The organism is Pseudomonas baetica (genome assembly GCF_051216495.1).
GTDB classification, from domain to species: domain Bacteria; phylum Pseudomonadota; class Gammaproteobacteria; order Pseudomonadales; family Pseudomonadaceae; genus Aquipseudomonas; species Aquipseudomonas baetica_B.
The window spans coordinates 328,665-346,230 of sequence record NZ_JBPKAM010000001.1 but is presented as its reverse complement, the minus strand read 5'-3'; the positions used below and the strand labels follow the sequence as shown (position 1 = coordinate 346,230).

General features: G+C 54.5%; 15 protein-coding genes and 3 pseudogenes. 12 read left to right on the top strand and 6 right to left on the bottom strand.

All coding sequences use genetic code 11. The features are described from left to right. The first annotated feature begins 146 nt into the window (after positions 1 to 146). Positions 147 to 1,115 (top strand): methyl-accepting chemotaxis protein, encoded by a 969-nt coding sequence (locus ACSFE6_RS01575; RefSeq protein WP_435425970.1) that lies wholly within the window; start codon positions 147 to 149, stop codon positions 1,113 to 1,115. 263 nt (positions 1,116 to 1,378) lie between these two features. Here the strand turns inward: ACSFE6_RS01575 and ACSFE6_RS01570 are convergent, their stop codons facing one another. The 4 genes from ACSFE6_RS01570 to ACSFE6_RS01555 form a co-directional block, all read right to left on the bottom strand. Further along, positions 1,379 to 3,553 (bottom strand): DEAD/DEAH box helicase, encoded by a 2,175-nt coding sequence (locus tag ACSFE6_RS01570; RefSeq protein WP_435426027.1) that lies wholly within the window; start codon positions 3,551 to 3,553, stop codon positions 1,379 to 1,381. A 43-nt stretch (positions 3,554 to 3,596) separates the two neighbouring features. Beyond that, a complete protein-coding gene (locus ACSFE6_RS01565) occupies positions 3,597 to 4,892 on the bottom strand; it encodes an ATP-binding protein (RefSeq protein WP_435425969.1) in 1,296 nt (431 codons plus the stop codon). Further along, the gene (locus tag ACSFE6_RS01560) at positions 4,889 to 7,306 is read right to left on the bottom strand and encodes a TerB N-terminal domain-containing protein (RefSeq protein ID WP_435426026.1); all 2,418 of its coding nucleotides are present in this window, start codon (positions 7,304 to 7,306) and stop codon (positions 4,889 to 4,891) included. The genes ACSFE6_RS01565 and ACSFE6_RS01560 overlap by 4 nt, the downstream gene beginning before the upstream one ends. A 353-nt stretch (positions 7,307 to 7,659) precedes the next feature. Continuing rightward, positions 7,660 to 7,950 (bottom strand): hypothetical protein, encoded by a 291-nt coding sequence (locus tag ACSFE6_RS01555; protein WP_435425968.1) that lies wholly within the window; start codon positions 7,948 to 7,950, stop codon positions 7,660 to 7,662. Between the two features lie 80 nt (positions 7,951 to 8,030). Between ACSFE6_RS01555 and ACSFE6_RS01550 the strand changes: the two genes are divergently transcribed. Beyond that, positions 8,031 to 8,387: a hypothetical protein gene (locus ACSFE6_RS01550; RefSeq protein WP_435425967.1), complete on the top strand. Its 357-nt coding sequence runs from the start codon at positions 8,031 to 8,033 to the stop codon at positions 8,385 to 8,387. 57 nt (positions 8,388 to 8,444) lie between these two features. Further along, on the top strand, positions 8,445 to 8,810 hold the full coding sequence (locus ACSFE6_RS01545) for a histone-like nucleoid-structuring protein, MvaT/MvaU family (RefSeq protein ID WP_260956242.1): 366 nt from the start codon (positions 8,445 to 8,447) through the stop codon (positions 8,808 to 8,810). Positions 8,811 to 9,132: 322 nt separating this feature from the next. Here ACSFE6_RS01545 and ACSFE6_RS01540 read toward each other — a convergent pair whose 3' ends face one another. After that, on the bottom strand, positions 9,133 to 9,561 hold the full coding sequence (locus tag ACSFE6_RS01540; protein WP_435425966.1) for a hypothetical protein: 429 nt from the start codon (positions 9,559 to 9,561) through the stop codon (positions 9,133 to 9,135). Positions 9,562 to 9,942: 381 nt separating this feature from the next. Between ACSFE6_RS01540 and ACSFE6_RS01535 the strand changes: the two genes are divergently transcribed. The 4 genes and pseudogenes from ACSFE6_RS01535 to ACSFE6_RS01520 all read left to right on the top strand — a co-directional run bounded on the left by ACSFE6_RS01535 (position 9,943) and on the right by ACSFE6_RS01520 (position 11,504). Next, positions 9,943 to 10,254 carry an alpha/beta fold hydrolase gene (locus tag ACSFE6_RS01535; protein WP_435425965.1) on the top strand — a complete coding sequence of 104 codons (312 nt, stop codon included), beginning with the start codon at positions 9,943 to 9,945 and terminating at the stop codon, positions 10,252 to 10,254. A gap of 436 nt (positions 10,255 to 10,690) precedes the next feature. Then, positions 10,691 to 10,912 carry a hypothetical protein gene (locus ACSFE6_RS01530; protein ID WP_435425964.1) on the top strand — a complete coding sequence of 74 codons (222 nt, stop codon included), beginning with the start codon at positions 10,691 to 10,693 and terminating at the stop codon, positions 10,910 to 10,912. A 95-nt stretch (positions 10,913 to 11,007) separates the two neighbouring features. Continuing rightward, positions 11,008 to 11,163, top strand: a pseudogene (locus ACSFE6_RS01525) (IS66 family transposase); the annotation flags it as partial. A gap of 26 nt (positions 11,164 to 11,189) precedes the next feature. Beyond that, positions 11,190 to 11,504 (top strand): annotated as a pseudogene (locus ACSFE6_RS01520) (IS66 family transposase). Positions 11,505 to 11,712: 208 nt separating this feature from the next. Here ACSFE6_RS01520 and gcvA read toward each other — a convergent pair. Beyond that, positions 11,713 to 12,624, bottom strand: a complete 912-nt coding sequence (gcvA, locus tag ACSFE6_RS01515) for a transcriptional regulator GcvA (RefSeq protein WP_435425963.1) — start codon at positions 12,622 to 12,624, stop codon at positions 11,713 to 11,715. 189 nt (positions 12,625 to 12,813) lie between these two features. Here gcvA and ACSFE6_RS01510 point away from each other — a divergent pair, with 189 nt between their 5' ends. From ACSFE6_RS01510 to ACSFE6_RS01490, 5 genes and pseudogenes are all read left to right on the top strand, one after another. Beyond that, the gene (locus tag ACSFE6_RS01510) at positions 12,814 to 13,587 is read left to right on the top strand and encodes an SDR family NAD(P)-dependent oxidoreductase (protein WP_435425962.1); all 774 of its coding nucleotides are present in this window, start codon (positions 12,814 to 12,816) and stop codon (positions 13,585 to 13,587) included. 75 nt (positions 13,588 to 13,662) lie between these two features. After that, complete coding sequence (locus ACSFE6_RS01505; protein WP_260956394.1) at positions 13,663 to 14,004, top strand: carboxymuconolactone decarboxylase family protein; 342 nt, start codon at positions 13,663 to 13,665, stop codon at positions 14,002 to 14,004. A gap of 68 nt (positions 14,005 to 14,072) precedes the next feature. Beyond that, on the top strand, positions 14,073 to 14,747 hold the full coding sequence (locus ACSFE6_RS01500) for a cupin domain-containing protein (RefSeq protein WP_260956192.1): 675 nt from the start codon (positions 14,073 to 14,075) through the stop codon (positions 14,745 to 14,747). Further along, positions 14,744 to 15,862, top strand: a complete 1,119-nt coding sequence (locus ACSFE6_RS01495; RefSeq protein WP_435425961.1) for a flavin monoamine oxidase family protein — start codon at positions 14,744 to 14,746, stop codon at positions 15,860 to 15,862. The genes ACSFE6_RS01500 and ACSFE6_RS01495 overlap by 4 nt, the downstream gene beginning before the upstream one ends. 539 nt (positions 15,863 to 16,401) lie before the next feature. Next, a pseudogene (locus tag ACSFE6_RS01490) lies at positions 16,402 to 17,523 on the top strand (PDC sensor domain-containing protein); the annotation flags it as partial. Between the last annotated feature and the right edge of the window lie 43 nt (positions 17,524 to 17,566).

Genomic DNA, 17,566 nt, shown 5'->3' with positions numbered 1-17,566 from the left:
CTCTCGCTAGCATGAATAGCCATTACGCCTTTTTGAAGGCTTGGGTGCATTTATCTACACCTGTCCGACCCGGTTGTTGCGGGTTGTACCTATAACAATAACGAATCGAGTCCGACAAGCCTTACAGGCATGCGGGCCGGGGAATCATGATGCTGAGACTCACGAAGCGCACTCACTTGGCGGCTCTGATGCAGGGCGGCGCGGTAATGGCCTGTCTTGCCACAGGTTTTTATCCCCAGCACCTTTACGTCTGTTTACCGGTCATCGTGCTGGCGCTGATCGCGGCGGGCTGGCTGTATCACTTCGAAAGCGTGGAGAGGGTAGAGGTGCGGATCGAAGTGCCGGTAGAAGTGCCGGTAGAAACCAGGTTGCTGCCAATGGAAACCTCTCTCGAATCCGACGGTAAGCCTGAGTATGAGCCACTAACGCTTCATCCGCTTCTACGCAGTAATGTGGGCGAGTTGAGCCTAGCGATCGGAGAGACCGAGAAAGACATGCATTTTGCCAACCAGTTGGCACGCGAAGCGGGTGGTAAGGTTAATGCCAGTTCGCAGAGCATCCAGACCTCAGCCACTATTTTCTGCGAGCTCAATCAGTCTATGGAGAAACTGGCTCAAACGTTCGTCGAGCTGGGTGGCCAATCCGTGCAAATCAGAGGGTTGGTCGGCAGCATCCAAGACATCGCCCGGCAAACCAACCTACTGGCCCTCAATGCCGCTATCGAAGCGGCTCGTGCGGGCGAGCATGGTCGCGGCTTTGCCGTAGTGGCTGATGAAGTGCGTAACCTTTCCAAGCGTGTCGCTGATTCCAGTGCGCAGATCCTTCAGATCGCCCAAGGCCTGGAGCGTACCGCCGATGACGCCCGTGGTGGTATCGATGACCTGAGCGTGTCGGCGCGCAACGGCCTAGCGCAGTCCGATGAGGCGCTGCAGTCGATGCAAAGCTTGCGTGACGCTGCCGTGGCTCGAATGGAGATTGTCGAACGAGTCATGTCGCGGCTGGCCGAGCAGCAGCTGCTGGCAGCTCAGGTGGAGTCGTTGCTGCCTGAGTCGGTGCATGTCGAGCACGTGTCTTATCCGGGACGGGCAAGCCGGCGACCAGCCCGTGTTCAATAAACTATTACCAGCGTCGTCAGAGGGGAAGAGGTAACTCCGTCCTGAGGCGTATCCGGAGCAAAACGGTGTCCTATCTTTGATGGGCCTCGTTCGGGCACAAGGTCACGCTGGGCCATCACTCAGGTATGTAGTGCGTCGATAGTGAGTGCCGCTACGCAGGACATATCAGTTTGTGATCGCTCACGACCGGCCGAACCTGAAATGTCTATGCGTTCCAGCCTGGCCTGGTCGGTTCAGTTTCTATCCTGTACTGCCTGACCAGCTTATTTGGTCAAAGTCTGACTCTGTGCAAAAACGATAGCAGTCGAGATATCCAGCGATATAGAAGCAAACGATTTCATCAGCAATGACTCCGGCAATGCCCAATCCCATTTCTCGCGCAGCATGTTCTCCACATTCGCAAGAATCGAATCGAGATCGCCTGCATCCAATCTACCGACATCCTCCAGCGCTGCTAGGGTTCGACTGATGTCGGCGTCAATCTCAATGGCAAGGCCTGAGTTATCACAAGAATGACCTACATGATTGAGCAGCAGGCGCAGTGCATCGTTGGCATGATCGCCCAGCCAACTGATCAGATAGCACTTGCCACTCGACTCGATGATGTGGCGCTCACCGAGGCCCAATGAGGCAAATGTCTTCCGCGCCTCGTCTAGCAGCTCTTGAGCACCGCCATCAATAAATCGGCAGGGAGTCGTATCCGCCAGCACCGCACGCATTTCTTCGCGCACAGTGTCATGCACCATTGCACCTAACCCATCGAACTGGGGAGGCGCACCGCCGCGCGCGGCTGCCACAATGATCACCTTGGCCTGGAGGTCGACGTCATGCACTTGCCATCGTCGACCCCCAAAGATGATTCGCTGACCTTTGGTAAGCGGTCGGCTGACTGGCACTGACCCCAAGGTTTTTCCATCACACACGAGGCGAAACTCTTCATCGCTGGAAAAGGCGCTGTAGAACTCGTAGTGGTTGATCAAGCGCTCTCCAACCGTCCCGGGAAGCAACAATCCTGAACTGTCTTGAACAATGAGTTCATGCTCGCCCAATGACCTGAGCAGGCCCACGAAATCAGTTTTTTCGACCTTGGAAAAAGCCCCATCGGCGATCAGGCTCTTCCAGAGATCCGCCGCTGATGCACCTCCACACTGGGCGATGATGGAGAGGGCTTGCTGAACCAAGGTGGAGGCGTGAACGCCTTGAGCTCTCGGGGGTTCGAACCATCCACGAATCAGTAGGCGAACCATGGCAATGGTCTGTACCAGGCCTTGGCGCAGTTGGTCGGAAAGGCTCGAAGAGTCTTTGAGTGGCGACTCTTTGCAATACGCACGCAATACCGCATTTTCCCCTGGGCGTCTTCCCGAACGACCTAAGCGTTGGCGTAGACTCGCCACCGAGGGAGGGGGGCCAATTTGCACCACGGTCTTGATGCTGCCGATGTCTATTCCCAGCTCAAGGGTTGTGGTGCAGATCGCCGATGCTGCCTGGTTGCCAGCCTTCAATGCATGCTCAGCTTGCTCACGTAGATCCTTCGAAAGGCTGCCGTGATGAGGCCAGAACTCGTTGGGCATACCGTCTTTCTCGCAGCGCCGACGCAGTTGGTCTGCGTACCATTCAACCTGCTGGCGGCTGTTCGGGAAAATCAGGTTATTGCTTCCTCGCAAAACCTTGTAGAGGTGATCGGCGATTGCAAAGTCAGGGCTTGCCTTGTTTTCCGTTTCGTCTTCATCGCCGTCCTCATCAGAGGACTGGACGGCAATCTTTCTAAGCTCGCTCATGGGCGGCTGGATGTAACCGCGGATTTGCACCTGGAGTGTCTGATTGGAGTTTTTGGACTCGATCACGGTCACTGTGTCGGCGCCCGCCGGACGAAGAAACTCTGCTGCCAATGTCATATCGCCCAAGGTCGCTGATAGCCCAACTCGGGGAAGGCGACGTCCTGTTACAAGCTCGACTCGGTGCATCAAGGACTGCAACTGTTTGCCGCGCTCGCTGCCAATGAATGCATGAAGTTCGTCAATGACGATGTAGCGCAGGTTCTGGAAAACGCCGGCCAGGCTTGAGCCTCGGTTAACGAACAATGCTTCAAGGGACTCAGGTGTGATCAGTAACACACCCTCCGACGACTTCAGAAATCGATGCTTTTTGCTCGATGAGATGTCCCCGTGCCAGCCGACCACAGGAATTTCAAGTTGCTCGCAAAGACGACTGAGTCTGCCCCATTGATCGTTGATCAAGGCTTTGAGTGGGCTGATGTACAGCACAGAGCCAGGAAGGTCATTGTGGTTCAGTAAATGGGTGAGGATGGGGAGGAACGCGGCCTCGGTTTTCCCCGCTGCTGTTGCGGCGGCGATGATGACATCCTGGTCTGCATCCACCAGAACAGGCACTGCCCATTCTTGGGCGTCACGCAAGGACGTCCAGCCTTCATCCCAAATCCATCGCTGGATACGGGGTTCTAGCTGGTCGAAACCCGATGACTCAGAGTGAGAAGGTGGCAAGTTCATCGTCCGCGTCGACCTTCGTGTCCTCTTCTCCGCCGAGGTCTTTGGCTACCTCGACACCTCCCAGCAGCGTCCGCCAGTTAGTTCCCGGGTTTTGTTCCAGGATGGCCAGCAGATTGATGAACGCAGTGATAGTGGTGCGCGGCGTACGGAAGTAGGCTTCACCCAAACGCTGGTTACAGTGCGCCATAAACAGTGGGAGTGCTTCGTCAGGCAGTAGATATTTTTCTGCATCGCCGCCTGCGTAGACATGACGAAGCTTCTGAAGCAATACATAGAAGTCTTCAGGGGTGAGGCTGGTTAGGCGAATAACAGGGCCCGAAAGATCAACCAACCCTGTTTTTGCGAACGAGTTTTCGGCTAGTCGCGATTGCAGGGCAGGGTAGCTGAAGAGGCCTCGGCGAGTGTCCATCAGGAACTCGGGAGTGCCGCCCAATACGAAACCAAGCCCTTCAGACGAACCTTGCAACGAATCATTGAGGATACGCAGAATCTGTTCATAGTTTGCATTTCGAGCTTGTGTGTTCGCCAGCTTGTAGAGGTTTACAAGCTCGTCAAGGCAGATCATCAGACCGCCGAAGCCCGCAAGTCTTACGAATCTCGACAGCAGCTTGAGCTGATCGTAGACGGAGGCGTCATCAATGATCGTTCGCACACCCAGAGCCGCCCGCGCATCGGTTTTGGTGGTGAACTCACCACGTAGCCAGCGGATGGCGTCAGCCTTGAGTTGCTCATTGCCGTCCTCGAAACCTCGGCAATACGCAGCGATCACTTCAGCGAAATCGTAGCCGTTGACCATCTCGGTCAACTCAGCCAGGTGTGTACGGATGACAGTCTCACTGTCAGTACCCGCCGCCTTGGCTTCCGTTTTGGCTTGGGAGATGAATTTCTCGACGATGCCTTGCATAGCCCTACCGTCAGGCTTTGTGCGTGTCGACATGTTCTTGGCCAGCTCGGAATAGAGTGAGCGTGCCTGTCCCCCAGTGGCATGCAGCCTGCGATCGGGGTTTAAGTCAGCGTGCATGGTTACGAGTTTGCGCTCCATCGCAATGGCTCGTACCAGATTGAGAAAAAACGTCTTGCCGGCGCCGTACTCGCCAATCACAACGCGAAATGCCGAACCGCTTTCAACCAGGCGGTTAACGTCGGTGATCAGCGCATCCAGTTCGCCCACCCGGCCGACCTGAATCAAGTGTTGGCCGACACGAGGGACGACGCCGGCGCGTAGTGATTGGATGACCGCGTCGCGATCCTTGGCTCTGATAGTGGTCATAAGGCTAACTCTTCCAGAATGTCTTTATTGATTTCGATGGGATCATCACCTTCGGTGATGGGCATGTCGAAGCGGTCAAAGGCCATGTCGTTGATTTGCTCCAGAGCACCGTCGAGCATCAGCTCCATGTCGCTCGCAGCGGACTCAAGTTCAGATCGACTCCACTCTGGACGTGAGACCAATAGGCGTAGGAACGCCGAATGTTCCAAGTCGAGACCCGCAACGTCGGCACTCGACGCAGAAGTCGATTCGGCATACTCAACAAGCTGCTCAGATTCCTTAACCTGGTCATCAGTGAACACCTGAGCCAGTAGGGCGGATACCTCAGCTGTTTCTCGTTGCAATTCAGCAATTCGCTCATGATCGAGCACGAACCCTTGCTTGGCGTTAACTGGGAGGGGCACCCCAGGCTCGGACTGAGTGGTGTTGGCGGGTGGTATGACGGATGCAACACTTGCTCCGGATGCAGCACCGTGAAGATCGCTGTAGAGCAGCTGACTGTCCAGTTGCAACGCTTTATACACTCGCTCCAGAAGCTTCACCTCCGAAGGGCTGACGGTGCCATCGGCTTGTGCGAGGTGGGCCAGGAAGCTGGCAATCGCGCGCTTTGCTTCGACGGTTAATGGGTCGAGCTTTTTCTTCAAACTTGCGAGTGTGGGAGGTTGCTGAATTTGGATTCGTAAGTGCGCCTTGAGACGTTTGCGATGGGCAACACTCAGGTGACTCCATGAGTCAATGTGCTGACCCAGCATGGTGACTTCTTCATTTGAAGTATCCCCGTCGGCAGATGCCACTGCACTGGCGAGGTCAAGAGTGACCGAGGCCGCGTTATAGGCCGCCGAAGCTCGCAGTGATCCGTCCTCTGGTTGGGTCACGAACAATGCAATTTGGTCTTCGGTTTTCGGTGTTTTACTGCCTGCCAGAACGTCAGGTTCCATACCGATATGGAGTGACTCCAGCGCGCGGGCAAGTGCCAGTACTTTGTCGCGAGACAACGCCCCTGCGCTCTTGAACCGTCCAGCGAGTTCGCCAAAACTCATGGCAATCAGGTCATCACCGATCCTGTGTTGAAGATCGTCCAATTCTGCACGGGCCGGCGCCGGCCATAGCGCGACAGGAAGCTGCAAAAGGCCCTCCAGCGCGTCTGCGCTTTCAGGGTTTCGGCCCAGATAGCGGCTATAGGGTTCCAACTCGCTGGTGCAGAGCTCAACAATCAATTGCAGGTTTTTACGCGTTCCTGACGTCGCCATGACATCAGGAAGATCCCCCAGGTTAACTGCGGGTGCCATTAACACTGCGGAGGCCGATCGATAGCTTGCTTTGAGCTTGGTCTTGTTTTGCGCGAGGATTAGCCCGGCAGGGTGGGTACTCGCGTACTTGAGCTTGAACAATGCAGCGAAGACATCCTTACACCGAGTTACCGGGGTGCGCTTGCTGATGTTGGGGTCGGCTAGCGCCCATGCCAATGCCCAGTCGGCATGAAGTGGCCGTTTGTTTGCGGCGAGTTGCCCTAACCCTATGCGCAGTGGAAGCGGCATTTCGTAGCTGTAAGCAACGGCATCAGGAGGTGGGCCAAGGTAAAGGTTAGGATCGAGCGCTTGATTGCTCAGGTAATCCAGAAAGCCCTCCGCGTACCCCCTGAACGATCGACTGTCCCCATAGATATCCAGCAGCCGTTGGACTTCTTTGGTGATCAGAGGAATCTCGGCCTTCACCTGCGGATCGCTTACTGCATCAACAAGTGCACGGCGCTCAAGGCCATAAAAAAATAAAAAGACGTAGCCGGTGTCTGCCAGTGGATCACGACGTCCGCCTTCTAGCCACTGCAGGTATCCGCGCCGAGCCTCTGGCGAAATGGAGTGAAAACTCGGCCAGTAGGGCATCAGCCGCTCTTCGATATCAACGTACGATTTGGCTATCCGCAGTTTGGGATTGATCAGTGATGGTTCTTGCGCATCGTATCGACCCAGTGCGCTTCCTACATAGAGCATTCCACCGGGAAGTGAAAAGCCAGCCACAGAAACTGACTCGCCTGCTGGCACCCAGCGGGTATCTGATGTCTGCTTGCTTGCGTCTGGAATCTTAAAGGCGGTGGAAGGCGAGGAGCCGAGTTGGACGGTATAAAACTCGGAGGTTTCTTCAGGCATATTGTTTGACGAAACCTCTTGCATGGAGAAGGTCACGTCTTTACTGCGCGGCTCCCGCAGGTGCGTTGTCGCTGAAGCAGACCTTTGAATCTGTTCAAGCTGTCGTTTAGTGCGAGTGGCTAACAACCACATAATGGCGACGATGCAAGCGACGACGCCAATAGCGATCCATGCATTCTTCGGGATCGAAGCGACTGCTCCAAAAGCGAGCGCAAAAATAATCAGGATGCCGGTGCCGCTGGAGTTTTTTGCCTTCTTCCTTGCCATGAGTATTTCAACCTTGAAAGATGGATGCTGGCTCAATGGAAGTATCCGATAAATACCTTCAGAGAACCATGGTCTGCGCAGCGCTTCTGATCGGAAAAATGCCCATCAACGAACCCTTCAGCGCTAGCTGTCACAGTCATCCCAATGATCGAATGATTGGGCTACGGAGGTTTTGCCCACCGGTTTATGTCGTTAAAGCCTGTGAAAGCGACGTTCGATTCATCTAGGCAGCTAGGAAGCTGCGGGTACGTAATAGGCCTACGATTGACGACGCCTGCGGCTTAGCCTCAGCTCCAGTCTTTAACAGTTCTGTCGTTTCACAGGTATAGACGGTAGAGCGGAAGGTATGGCCTCTATTTCTCCGTCCACGTCAACAAAAATATTTTTTTGATAGCCCCCTTAAAAAAATTTTTCAGCGACGGATCTTTATATTTGAGGACAACAAAAAAGCAGCGATCTCGGCGCTCCTCCTTACGCCGTTCCTTCTGGGGAAACGGTGTTGGTTTTTGCTTTTGCAGTGCTCTTGCTTCTGGCTTTTTCTTGCGATTTATCCTGCTGACGCTGACGTATGGCCTGCCCCATGGGCATAGCAAAATCGGCCCTGTGCGGCGTAAGCCGCTGCTTTCAGGTTTGATTTCAAACACAGAGCGTTTTTTTTGAAAAAATACCCGTGTTGGACAACATCTGGATGGGAAATCCCAGTGGACGGGCGATGGGGGGGTAAATGCACGGTGAACTCGAATCTCAAGTGTGGCTATCGGTGCAGAAAACTTGTGGCGTCACAGCGTTTGAAGCATTAATTCAGCGAGCTGTGGATAGCTTCAAGAGGCATCCAGGGTTCGACCCCCTTGTGCGGTTGCATGCGTCACATATCGGTCAGCTAGGCTTTCAGGTTTTGCGCGATGTACTGCGCAGTCGTGGGGTTCGTTATGAGTATTCTGCTGATCTTCCTGGTTTCCTTGAACTAAGGTCTCGCCTCAAAGAGCACATACGATGCCAGCTGCAGGAATATCTGGTGAGAGGGGGGCATTCAACTGAAGATATGCAGGAAGATCAGTTGGGTAGAGATTTAGGTCTATAAAACGCTATATTATGTTTACCCTGCATTCTGTGCTATCCAACCACTAAGGAAATTGCCATGTCTCGTCTCGCTGAGTTTCGCAAGTTGGAACAACAACTGGCCGCCCAGATGGCGGAGCTTGAATCCATGAAAAGTGATTCCGGCCTGAAAAAAGAAATGGAATTTGAGAACAAACTGCGCGCATTGCTGGGTGAGTACGGCTACAGCTTGAAAGACGTGATCAACCTGCTCGACCCGCAGGCCGGTCGTCGCGCTCCAGTCACTGAGTCTAAAGCCGGCACCCGCAAACCCCGCCAGGTTAAGACCTACAAAAATCCGCATAGTGGCGAAGTCGTCGAAACCAAGGGCGGTAACCACAGAACACTGAAAGAATGGAAGGCTAAGTACGGCTCTGACACCGTCGAGTCTTGGTTGATCAGGTGATGTTGATTTGAGTGCAAAGGGCCCAGTGGGGCCCTTTGCATTGGGGGTTGTATGGAGATCATAGAAATAGAGCGCCGTAAGCGTCCAGCAAGCACGCCGTTCTGACGCCATCGCTATCCGCGAAAGCCTGACATCGCGTAAGCGTGGTGTTAAAGATTCGGCTTAGGTTGCAGTTGATGAGATTCGATCGCGCGCAGTATTGAAGACGGAATTTTGACTGATACTCCTTATCCTGATGCTGCAGCTGAACTCGCCGCACTCAACAGTCGTGAGCACGGCGTCCTTCATTTCAAGCGCTTCCCCATACCTGCTAATAACAACATCAGCCTTTAGGTGTTGAGAGCAGATCAGGACGGCTAGACTTCAAAGCCGCTTCGCTGATCTTGCCTTGAATCGAGCAGGTCAACATGCTTTTGCTGCCCTTGAGATCCTCAGGTGCTGGCTCAACCATGAAAACTCGTTCCGAGGTATCCGCTACCAACTTGCCCGCTGACTCGTCAGAGATTTCCGGTAGCCACGCCAATTGTTGTTCGGACCAAATCTCCGGCCGCGCAAACACACTGTTGGAGACCAGCAAATCGAGGGCGTGCGACCTCTTCAGCGAGGCCGCGACTTGCTCAGGCGACTGCTGAGAATAGAAGCCCCAACTGATGATGCGTGCCCCCATTAAATCAGTGTCCTCGGCAAAGAAACCGGTTAGAGATATACCGTCTACGACAACTGGCTTATCGAAAATCCAACGCTGGCCCATATCACTCTTGCTACCCCCTTGCAGCTTGATATGGGCATTTTCAAGCTTGTTGGAAATCAGCGATTTGAAAGGCGCTTGCGCAACTACCGAGAACGACTGAGCCCCACAACTTATATAGTCAGACAGTGGTGCGGTAGCGGCGAAACCTGCTGGTGGCCCATTCCTTTGGTACCGGGCTGGCTTTGAGCGCCTTGCTGGAACAGCCGCGACGCTTGCCCGAGGTGAATGTCGCGGGCGCCTTTTTGCTGGGCACCCAGTTGGAGCGCCCCTTGAGTCGGGGTGGCCTAATGGCCTTGCCCACGTGGCTCCTGGAAATACTCCGGCCCCTGCTGTCCAGGGGGGCGCAAGCGTGCCTGGCACCCCGCGACCGATCCGGCGCTAGTGGCCTACGAGGAGCAACTGACCCGGCGCAATCGCCTGCACGTCTTCAAGGCCTTGCTGCAAAGCGCACAATGGCCGGACGCGAAGGCCCTAGCCAACCTAGCCTTGCCGACCTGGGTACTGGCCGGCGACAGCGACGGCTTGACCCCTGCCAGCGGCGGTGAGGCCCTGGCGCGGCGATTGCCGACTGGGAGTTTCCAGCTGCTGGAGCAGTGTGGTCATCAATTGATGCTGGAGCGGCTCGTCGAGGTGCTGGCGGCCTTTCAATCACTGCTGGAAAAGCTCGATCAGACGTTAGGCCTTGTCAGATAACGCTCACCCTACGAACAAGGCCGATGACTGCTTGCTCGCAGGGACGCGTTTGGGTGCAGGTGGACCGGACATCACACCAATGAAAATGCCTAGGCAATGGTGGTTTGGTCGGTCTCGGAAGGACTTTGACCGGAAACTGACTGGATTTTGCGCATCCCGAACGACTGCTCCTTTTACTTCGATGTAGAAACAACTTCGGTGTGGGCTTGGCAAATAGCCTTCGTCGATGATTCCGATAGGCCGTTGAGCGTGCATTGGGTCAAGTCGAATGGGACTCTACAATCTGCTATATTTCGCGCCACGTTCTCTTCCCATCAGGGTGATAGTGAGAAAATAGAAGCCTTGGCCGGCCACGCACCGCCAAGGCTTTGCAGAAGAATGCAGCCATCTCCCCCGGCAGAGTGTTGAACTTTTTTTGAGTTTGCAGGAGTGCACAATGGATCTCAGTAAACCTGGGCAGGGTCTGAAGCGTGACCTCCAGGGCATTGCCTCGGACCTTAAATGGTCTGCGGTAGAACTGATGCGAATTGCCGAGCGATTGAGTTTGGCCGGTAATGAGTCCGATGCTCAGGCCATTTATCGCATGATTACAGTCTTTCAAAGTGATGAAGCCCGACTTCAATCCCATGCAGCCGGGATCGTGAGTGCCCTTACGTAGGTGACCGTTACGGTACTCAACAAGTCGACGCAAGTCTTGACGCAAGACCTAAAAACCTCGCTCCACTTCGAGTAGGCAACCAACGAAGTGCTAATAAGTTAAGCCCTGACCAAGGCAACTTACTCGACGACCTGCTCGACGCTGATATCGCGGCCATCGAAGCCGAGTTGAAAGCGGTCAATCCGCCATATGCACCAGCTAAGCCACGTCAGAGGCCCAAGCGTGCGCCGCGGCCACCGCAGTTTCCACGCATGGAAAATGGGCCGGCTGCCAATGCATAACACTGATCCAGGCTAAACACTGGGTAACGCTAACGCGCCACCTGAACGACGGGGCTGTGCCCATCGACAATAATCAGGTCGAGAATCCGATAAGGCGCGTGGGCGCTTGGACGCTCGAACTGGTTTTTCACCGAGTCACTTCGCAGCAGCAAGCGGGGCAGTTGGGATCATGAGTTTTATCCAATCTGCGCGGTTGATATGGCCATGATCCGTATGCCTATCTGAAGGGATGCTCTTACGCGTCTTCCTATTCGGCGATCGTGCGAAAAATCAATCAGTTGCTGCCGCATAAGTGGCAGCCAGCTCAATAACGCTAGACGGGTTGCCCGGGGTGCATATTGTCGACCTTCCTGAAGCCCTGCGGTTATCCCGACTAGGATTCCTAACTGTATCGTGCCGTGCATCCACGCGACGTCGTGCCACATCACTCCAATGTTGATAGCGCTAAGGGGACAAAGTGTCTAAATGCGCCCGAATACTATATGGCGCAGCACCAAATGTGATCCAGCGACCCTTTAATTAGGTGCGAGCCTCCTCAAACAACCAGTCTCGAAAAGCTTTTAATCTCGGCAGGCTTACACATTCCGAGCGATAGACAACGTAGTAAGCCAATGGAGAGACAAACGGAATGTCCGGAAACAAGCGGATCAACCTGCCAGCAGCCAAATCATCTCGGGCCATGACGCTGCGCGCCAGCGCGACCCCTTGTCCATCTATTGCCGCTTGAAGCACCGCTGCAGAGTTGTTGATCTTCATCCCCCGCTGCGTCGATACGTCTTTCACCCCAACTGTTTTCAACCAGGTAGCCCAAGTTGTGAATCCGGCGTGCCCATCCATCGACAGGTCATGAATCAGCGTTTCATTTGCCAGTTCAGTCAGCGTCTGCAAACAATCTGGGGTGTTTTTCAGTAGAGGTGAGCAAACAGGGTAGATGTCCTCTTCCATAAGTTTTTCTGCGATCAGGCCAGGCCATTGACCGGAACCGTAGCGCACCCCGATGTCAACTCTCTGAGTCAGGAAGTCTACTGCCTTGAGTTGGGTATCAAGTCGGACATCAGTATCTGGCCAAGCGGTTTGGAAGCGTTCAATACGCGGTAATAACCATTTTGCGGCAAAGGCGGGACTGACCGTGACAGTCAGAACCCCGCTGTGTGAGCTCTCCCTCATGCGCTCTATTCCCAGTGTAAGCCGCTCGAAACCGGCCCGAATGTCAGGAAGCGCACGCTCAGCGGCCTCCGTAGCGACCAACCGCGTCTTGCCACTGGAACCTCGATGAAACAAGGGCGTGCCTAACCACTGCTCAAGAGTGCGCACTAACTGCCCAACGGCTGCCGGGGTGACATTCAACTCTTCAGCAGCAGCAGAAAAGCTTTGGTGCCGGGCACTAGCTTCAAAAGCCCTCAGTGCATTGAGATGGACGGGCGTTGCCATGGCGGTAAACCTTTTCTTTATCGTATTGACACTTTATCTCGTTTGTACCGCCATCGATAGAGGCCAATAATTCGCTCATACCTTAGCAGCACATTATGGGCTGGGATGGTTAGGGGCCGAATTTTAAAGGCTGCTGATGATCGGTTCTCGGTTTCCCGAATAGCCTCACTCACTATCTGGAGTATTTAAATGAACAGTCAATTCACCGGAAAGAAATTATTGGTCGTCGGCGGCACCAGTGGAATGGGCCTGGAAACCGCGCGATTGGTATTACAGCAAGGCGGTAGCGTTGTCATCGTGGGCAGCCGAGCAGAGAAAACCGAGCAGGCTCGTCAGGAGCTGGCAGCATTCGGCCAGGTAAGCGCGCTGACTGCAAATCTGACCGACGCGCAGAGCCTGGCGACGCTGCTGCAGGAAATTGATCAGCATCACGCTGATGTCGACCTTCTGGTCAACGCGGCGGGCGTATTTTTCCCCAAGCCTTTTCTGGAGCATCAGGACGCCGACTACGATCAGTACATGCAGCTGAACAAGGCGTCGTTTTTCATCACCCAAAAAGTCGCTGCCAACCTGGTTGCCAAGGGGCGTCCCGGCGCAATCGTCAATATTGGTTCCATGTGGGGCAAGCAGGCAATCGCCGCCACCCCGTCATCTGCCTATTCGATGGCAAAAGCCGGCTTGCATTCGCTGACTCAGCACTTGGCGATGGAACTTGCATCCGAGCATATCCGCGTCAATGCCGTATCGCCTGCGGTGGTGCAGACCCCAATCTACGAAGGTTTCATCCCCAAAGCGGAGGTTCATTCAGCGCTGCAGGGCTTCAACAGCTTCCACCCAATCGGACGGGTGGGTACTCCTGAGGAGGTGGCGGAGGTGGTCGCCTTCCTGTTGTCCGAAAAGGCCAGCTGGGTCACTGGCGCAATCTGGGATGTCGATGGTGGTGTCATGGCCGGGCGTAACTAATGTAAATCCAAGCATGTCTACTGAGGCAGGCATGCTTGATTGCTATCAACTGAATCTGCTGGAGACTCTGCAATGATGCAAGACTGGAATGCCTATCGCGACGTTCTTCTCGATCGCGTAGGCGAATACGCCAAACAAAGCCCCGATGTTGTGCGCGGTTTGACGACGATGGACGGTGCAGCTGCCAAGACAGGCCATCTGGATGCCAAGACGCATGAATTGATTGCCTTGGCTGTGGCGGTGACTACCCGCTGTGATGGGTGTATCAGCGTCCACACCAAGAAGGCCGTCGAGCATGGCGCAACCCGAGGCGAGATTGCCGAAGCACTAGGTGTTGCCATCGCGCTCAATGCGGGCGCTGCATTAGTATATTCGGCAAGAGTCTTGGAAGCACACGCTCAACTGCCTGCTGCTTGAGATCCGAATGACGCGGCGGCGGTGATCGCCGTCGCTAACAAATGCATTTAATTTCTTGGAGAACAGACTTGCTCGTTAATGCGGACTTCACCCAGCGTGCCGCTGTCGCTATTCATGACTACCACTGGGTTGCATCGCCACAGCCGGGTGTTGAGCGAGTCATGCTTGATCGAGTCGGCGGCGAAAAAGCTCGTGCGACGAGTATCGTTCGTTACTCAGCCGGTTCCAGTTTTGCCCCTCATCAACATCCCGGTGGAGAGGAAATCCTCGTCCTGTCTGGTACTTTTGTGGACGATGATGACAGTTATTCCGCAGGCTGGTATCTGCGCAACCCTCCAGGTTCCAGTCACGCGCCTTCGAGCCCTGAAGGCGCGGTCATTTTTGTGAAGCTCTGGCAAATGTCTGCGGATGAGCGATCCAAGGTACGGATCGACACGCGGCGACCAGATGCATGGTTACAAGAAAATGGTCGCGAGGTCTGCCCGTTACATGCCAGTGAATCTGAGGCCGTTTGCCTGGTGCGCTTACCTGCGGACGCGCTGTTATTCAATGCATCTATCGAGAACTCCGAGCTTTTGGTCTTGGCTGGAAGCTTGGTCGAAGCCGGACGGCATTATGAGCCTGGCAGCTGGCTGCGTTTTCCATCGGGAGAACACCCGCAGCTGTATGCCGCAAAAGAGGGGTGCACGATCTATTTCAGACGTGGACGCCTGATCGGTCTCTCAAGCGAGGCATTACCGTGAACCAGGCTCGTATCGCGATCATTGGCGGCGGCATCAGCGGGCTCTACGCGGCTTATCTACTCGAACGCCAAGGTATCTTTGATTATGTACTGCTCGAAGCCCGCGAGAGACTCGGAGGACGGGTTCTATCTGTCGCACTTGATGGCACAGTCGCGGGTCTATCAGATCCCATCGAGCGCTTTGATCTGGGGCCGTCCTGGTTTTGGCCTGATTTCCAGCCGCAGCTTGACAGTCTGGTAGCTGAACTCGGTTTAGAGCGGTTTGTGCAGCCCGTACAGGGCGTTAGTGTGATCGAACGCGTTGCCGGAGCGGTGCCTGTACGCATACAGGGCTACGCCACCTCGCCATCTTCAGTGCGTTTGCTTGGAGGCATGACGGCTTTAGTCGATGCGCTGGCTGCCAACATAAATCCTGACAAAGTGCGCACCGGGCAGGCAGTACGCTGTCTTCGTGCCTGCGAGCAGCACTTGGAAATTGAGAGTGTGAGTGGCAATGGCAGTCAAGAATCATGGGTGGTTGAGCACATGCTGCTAGCCGCTCCGCCGCGACTGCTTACCCGAAACATAGAATTTTCACCGGCATTACCCCCTTCGGTTGCACAGCTATGGCGAAGTACCCCAACCTGGATGGCTCCTCACGCCAAATACCTCGCCGTATTCGAGTCCGCATTCTGGAACAAAAGCGGATTGTCCGGACAAGCACGGAGCGCAGTAGGGCCTATGGTGGAGATTCATGATGCCTCGTCGCCTGGTGGGCATGCCGCATTGTTTGGCTTTATAGGAATGCCGGCTCAGACGCGCAACGTAATGCCTCAAGAGCAGTTGCAGGCGATGTGTCGCGCTCAGTTGGTGCGGCTTTTCGGGCTAGAGGCGGGTAACCCTGTGGCTGAATTCCTCAAAGACTGGGCGCAGGATCCTCTCACCTCTGTTGCTCAAGATTTGCTCGACGGCGGGCAATATTCATTCAGCTTGGAGCCAACTTTCGATACCTCCCCTTGGGCGGGGCGGTTGATTGGAATTGGTAGTGAATGGTCACCACAGTTTCCGGGGTACATCGCAGGCGCCATCGAAGCAGCTGCGTCAGGCGTGCGCATGATACTCCAAAAACAGAGCTGATCAGGCTCGGCAGACTCGGCCAGGCAAGACAAAGCCTCGAGTTTGGGGCCGCTTCTGAAAACATCAGCCATGCCGTTCATGACACCAGCTAACAGCTCGTGCGCACCACTCACGTAATGAGCGGCCATTTCAGCCACTTTCGGCAAGAGCACGTTCTGGTAACCACGACTCGCTCCAGTCCGGTTGTCCCGAGATTAATATTTCTGTTCAGACTTTGACTTTCGGAATTTTGGCACTGAGAACAGTCAACCGACAAGTACTGTCTCGGAAAGGGTGTCATGCATATTTCGGGGGTGAGCAAATGCCTACCAACCCCCACCCAAATGCCTACCAAAAAAACAGCGAAATCCCGATGTTCCGCCGTTGCGCATGCTCTGCATTATAGAGTGATAGCATTTTGATGTTGTTTTTTTTCGATGCTGGGCTACTCCATTGGCGAGCTTATGGCAACTGGCTGACCAAATGAATCGTCTTCTAGGCCTATTCCCGGTTTGAGCCGTACGTCGATTACTACTCACTTAAGGCGTTTTAGAGTTTCCATGCGCAAACGTTCATTGCATTTCAAGCTTTTCTGTACCGCTCTGATTGGATCTATCGGAGTCATGGCTCTTCTGCTTGGTTCGTTCGCCTACATCGCTTATGGCTCATCGGTAAAAGCAAACACCGCGTTGATAGATGAGATTGTGAAATCGAATGCCAAGGAGGTAGAGGTCGAATTGAGCGTAGCATGGACGGTGGCTGAGTCGGTCGCCAGTCTTGCCAAAGCGATGCAGCAACAGCATCTGGATCGCGCGACAGCCGATGCATTAACGCGTCAACTATTCGAGTCAAATCAACAGATATTGGCCTTTGGTCACTATTGGGAGGCGAATGCTTACGATGGTAAGGATCGTGAGTTTATAAATCAGCCTAACAACGACGCCACTGGTCGTTACATAGTGTACTGGAACCGTATTTCAGGGACGGTAGCCTCCGAGCCTCTTGTCGGTTATATGCCTGAAAGCGCTGACAACCAGTATTATTATCGCCCACTTCGTTCCCGGGTGGCCTGGGTGACCGAACCCTATACCTACAGTACTGAGACCGGCAAACAGGTAATGATGGCGTCGCTTGTGTTGCCTCTATTAATTGACGGCAAGGCTCAAGGGGTTGCTGGGCTCGATGTTTCGCTTGAAGGTATCAATCGGCAATTAGCGAACGTCCGCGTTTTCGGAGGCTATGGGGCACTTGTTTCTAGTGATGGTCTTTACGCGAGTCATCCGGATGTGAAACGTTTGAGTAAGCCGGCAGATGATCTGCCGAGCGAAGCGAAAGACGCTATCAAAGCTGGACGCCCTTATGTATTTCAACGTGACGGCTGGGCTTATGTTTTGCGCCCTGTTCACATAGGTAATGCGCCTAATACCTGGGCATTGATGGTGGCCTATCCATTGGCGGAGGCTATGGCCGATATCAACCACATGCTTTACACGAGCATGGGCATTGGTTTGGCAGGATTGCTGGTGCTGGCCATCGTCCTCTGGCAGTTACTCGCCTGGCAAGTACGCCCGCTATCCGGGCTTGCCGCTGGCATCTCGGGGTGGAGTGGGGAGTTAGGCCTACGCTTCGAACAGCGTAGCGGCGATGAAACGGGCAAGCTGGCTGGTGCCTTCAATCAGTTTATTCAGCGTTTGGGCAGCTTGGTCGATTCTATTCGTCAAAGCA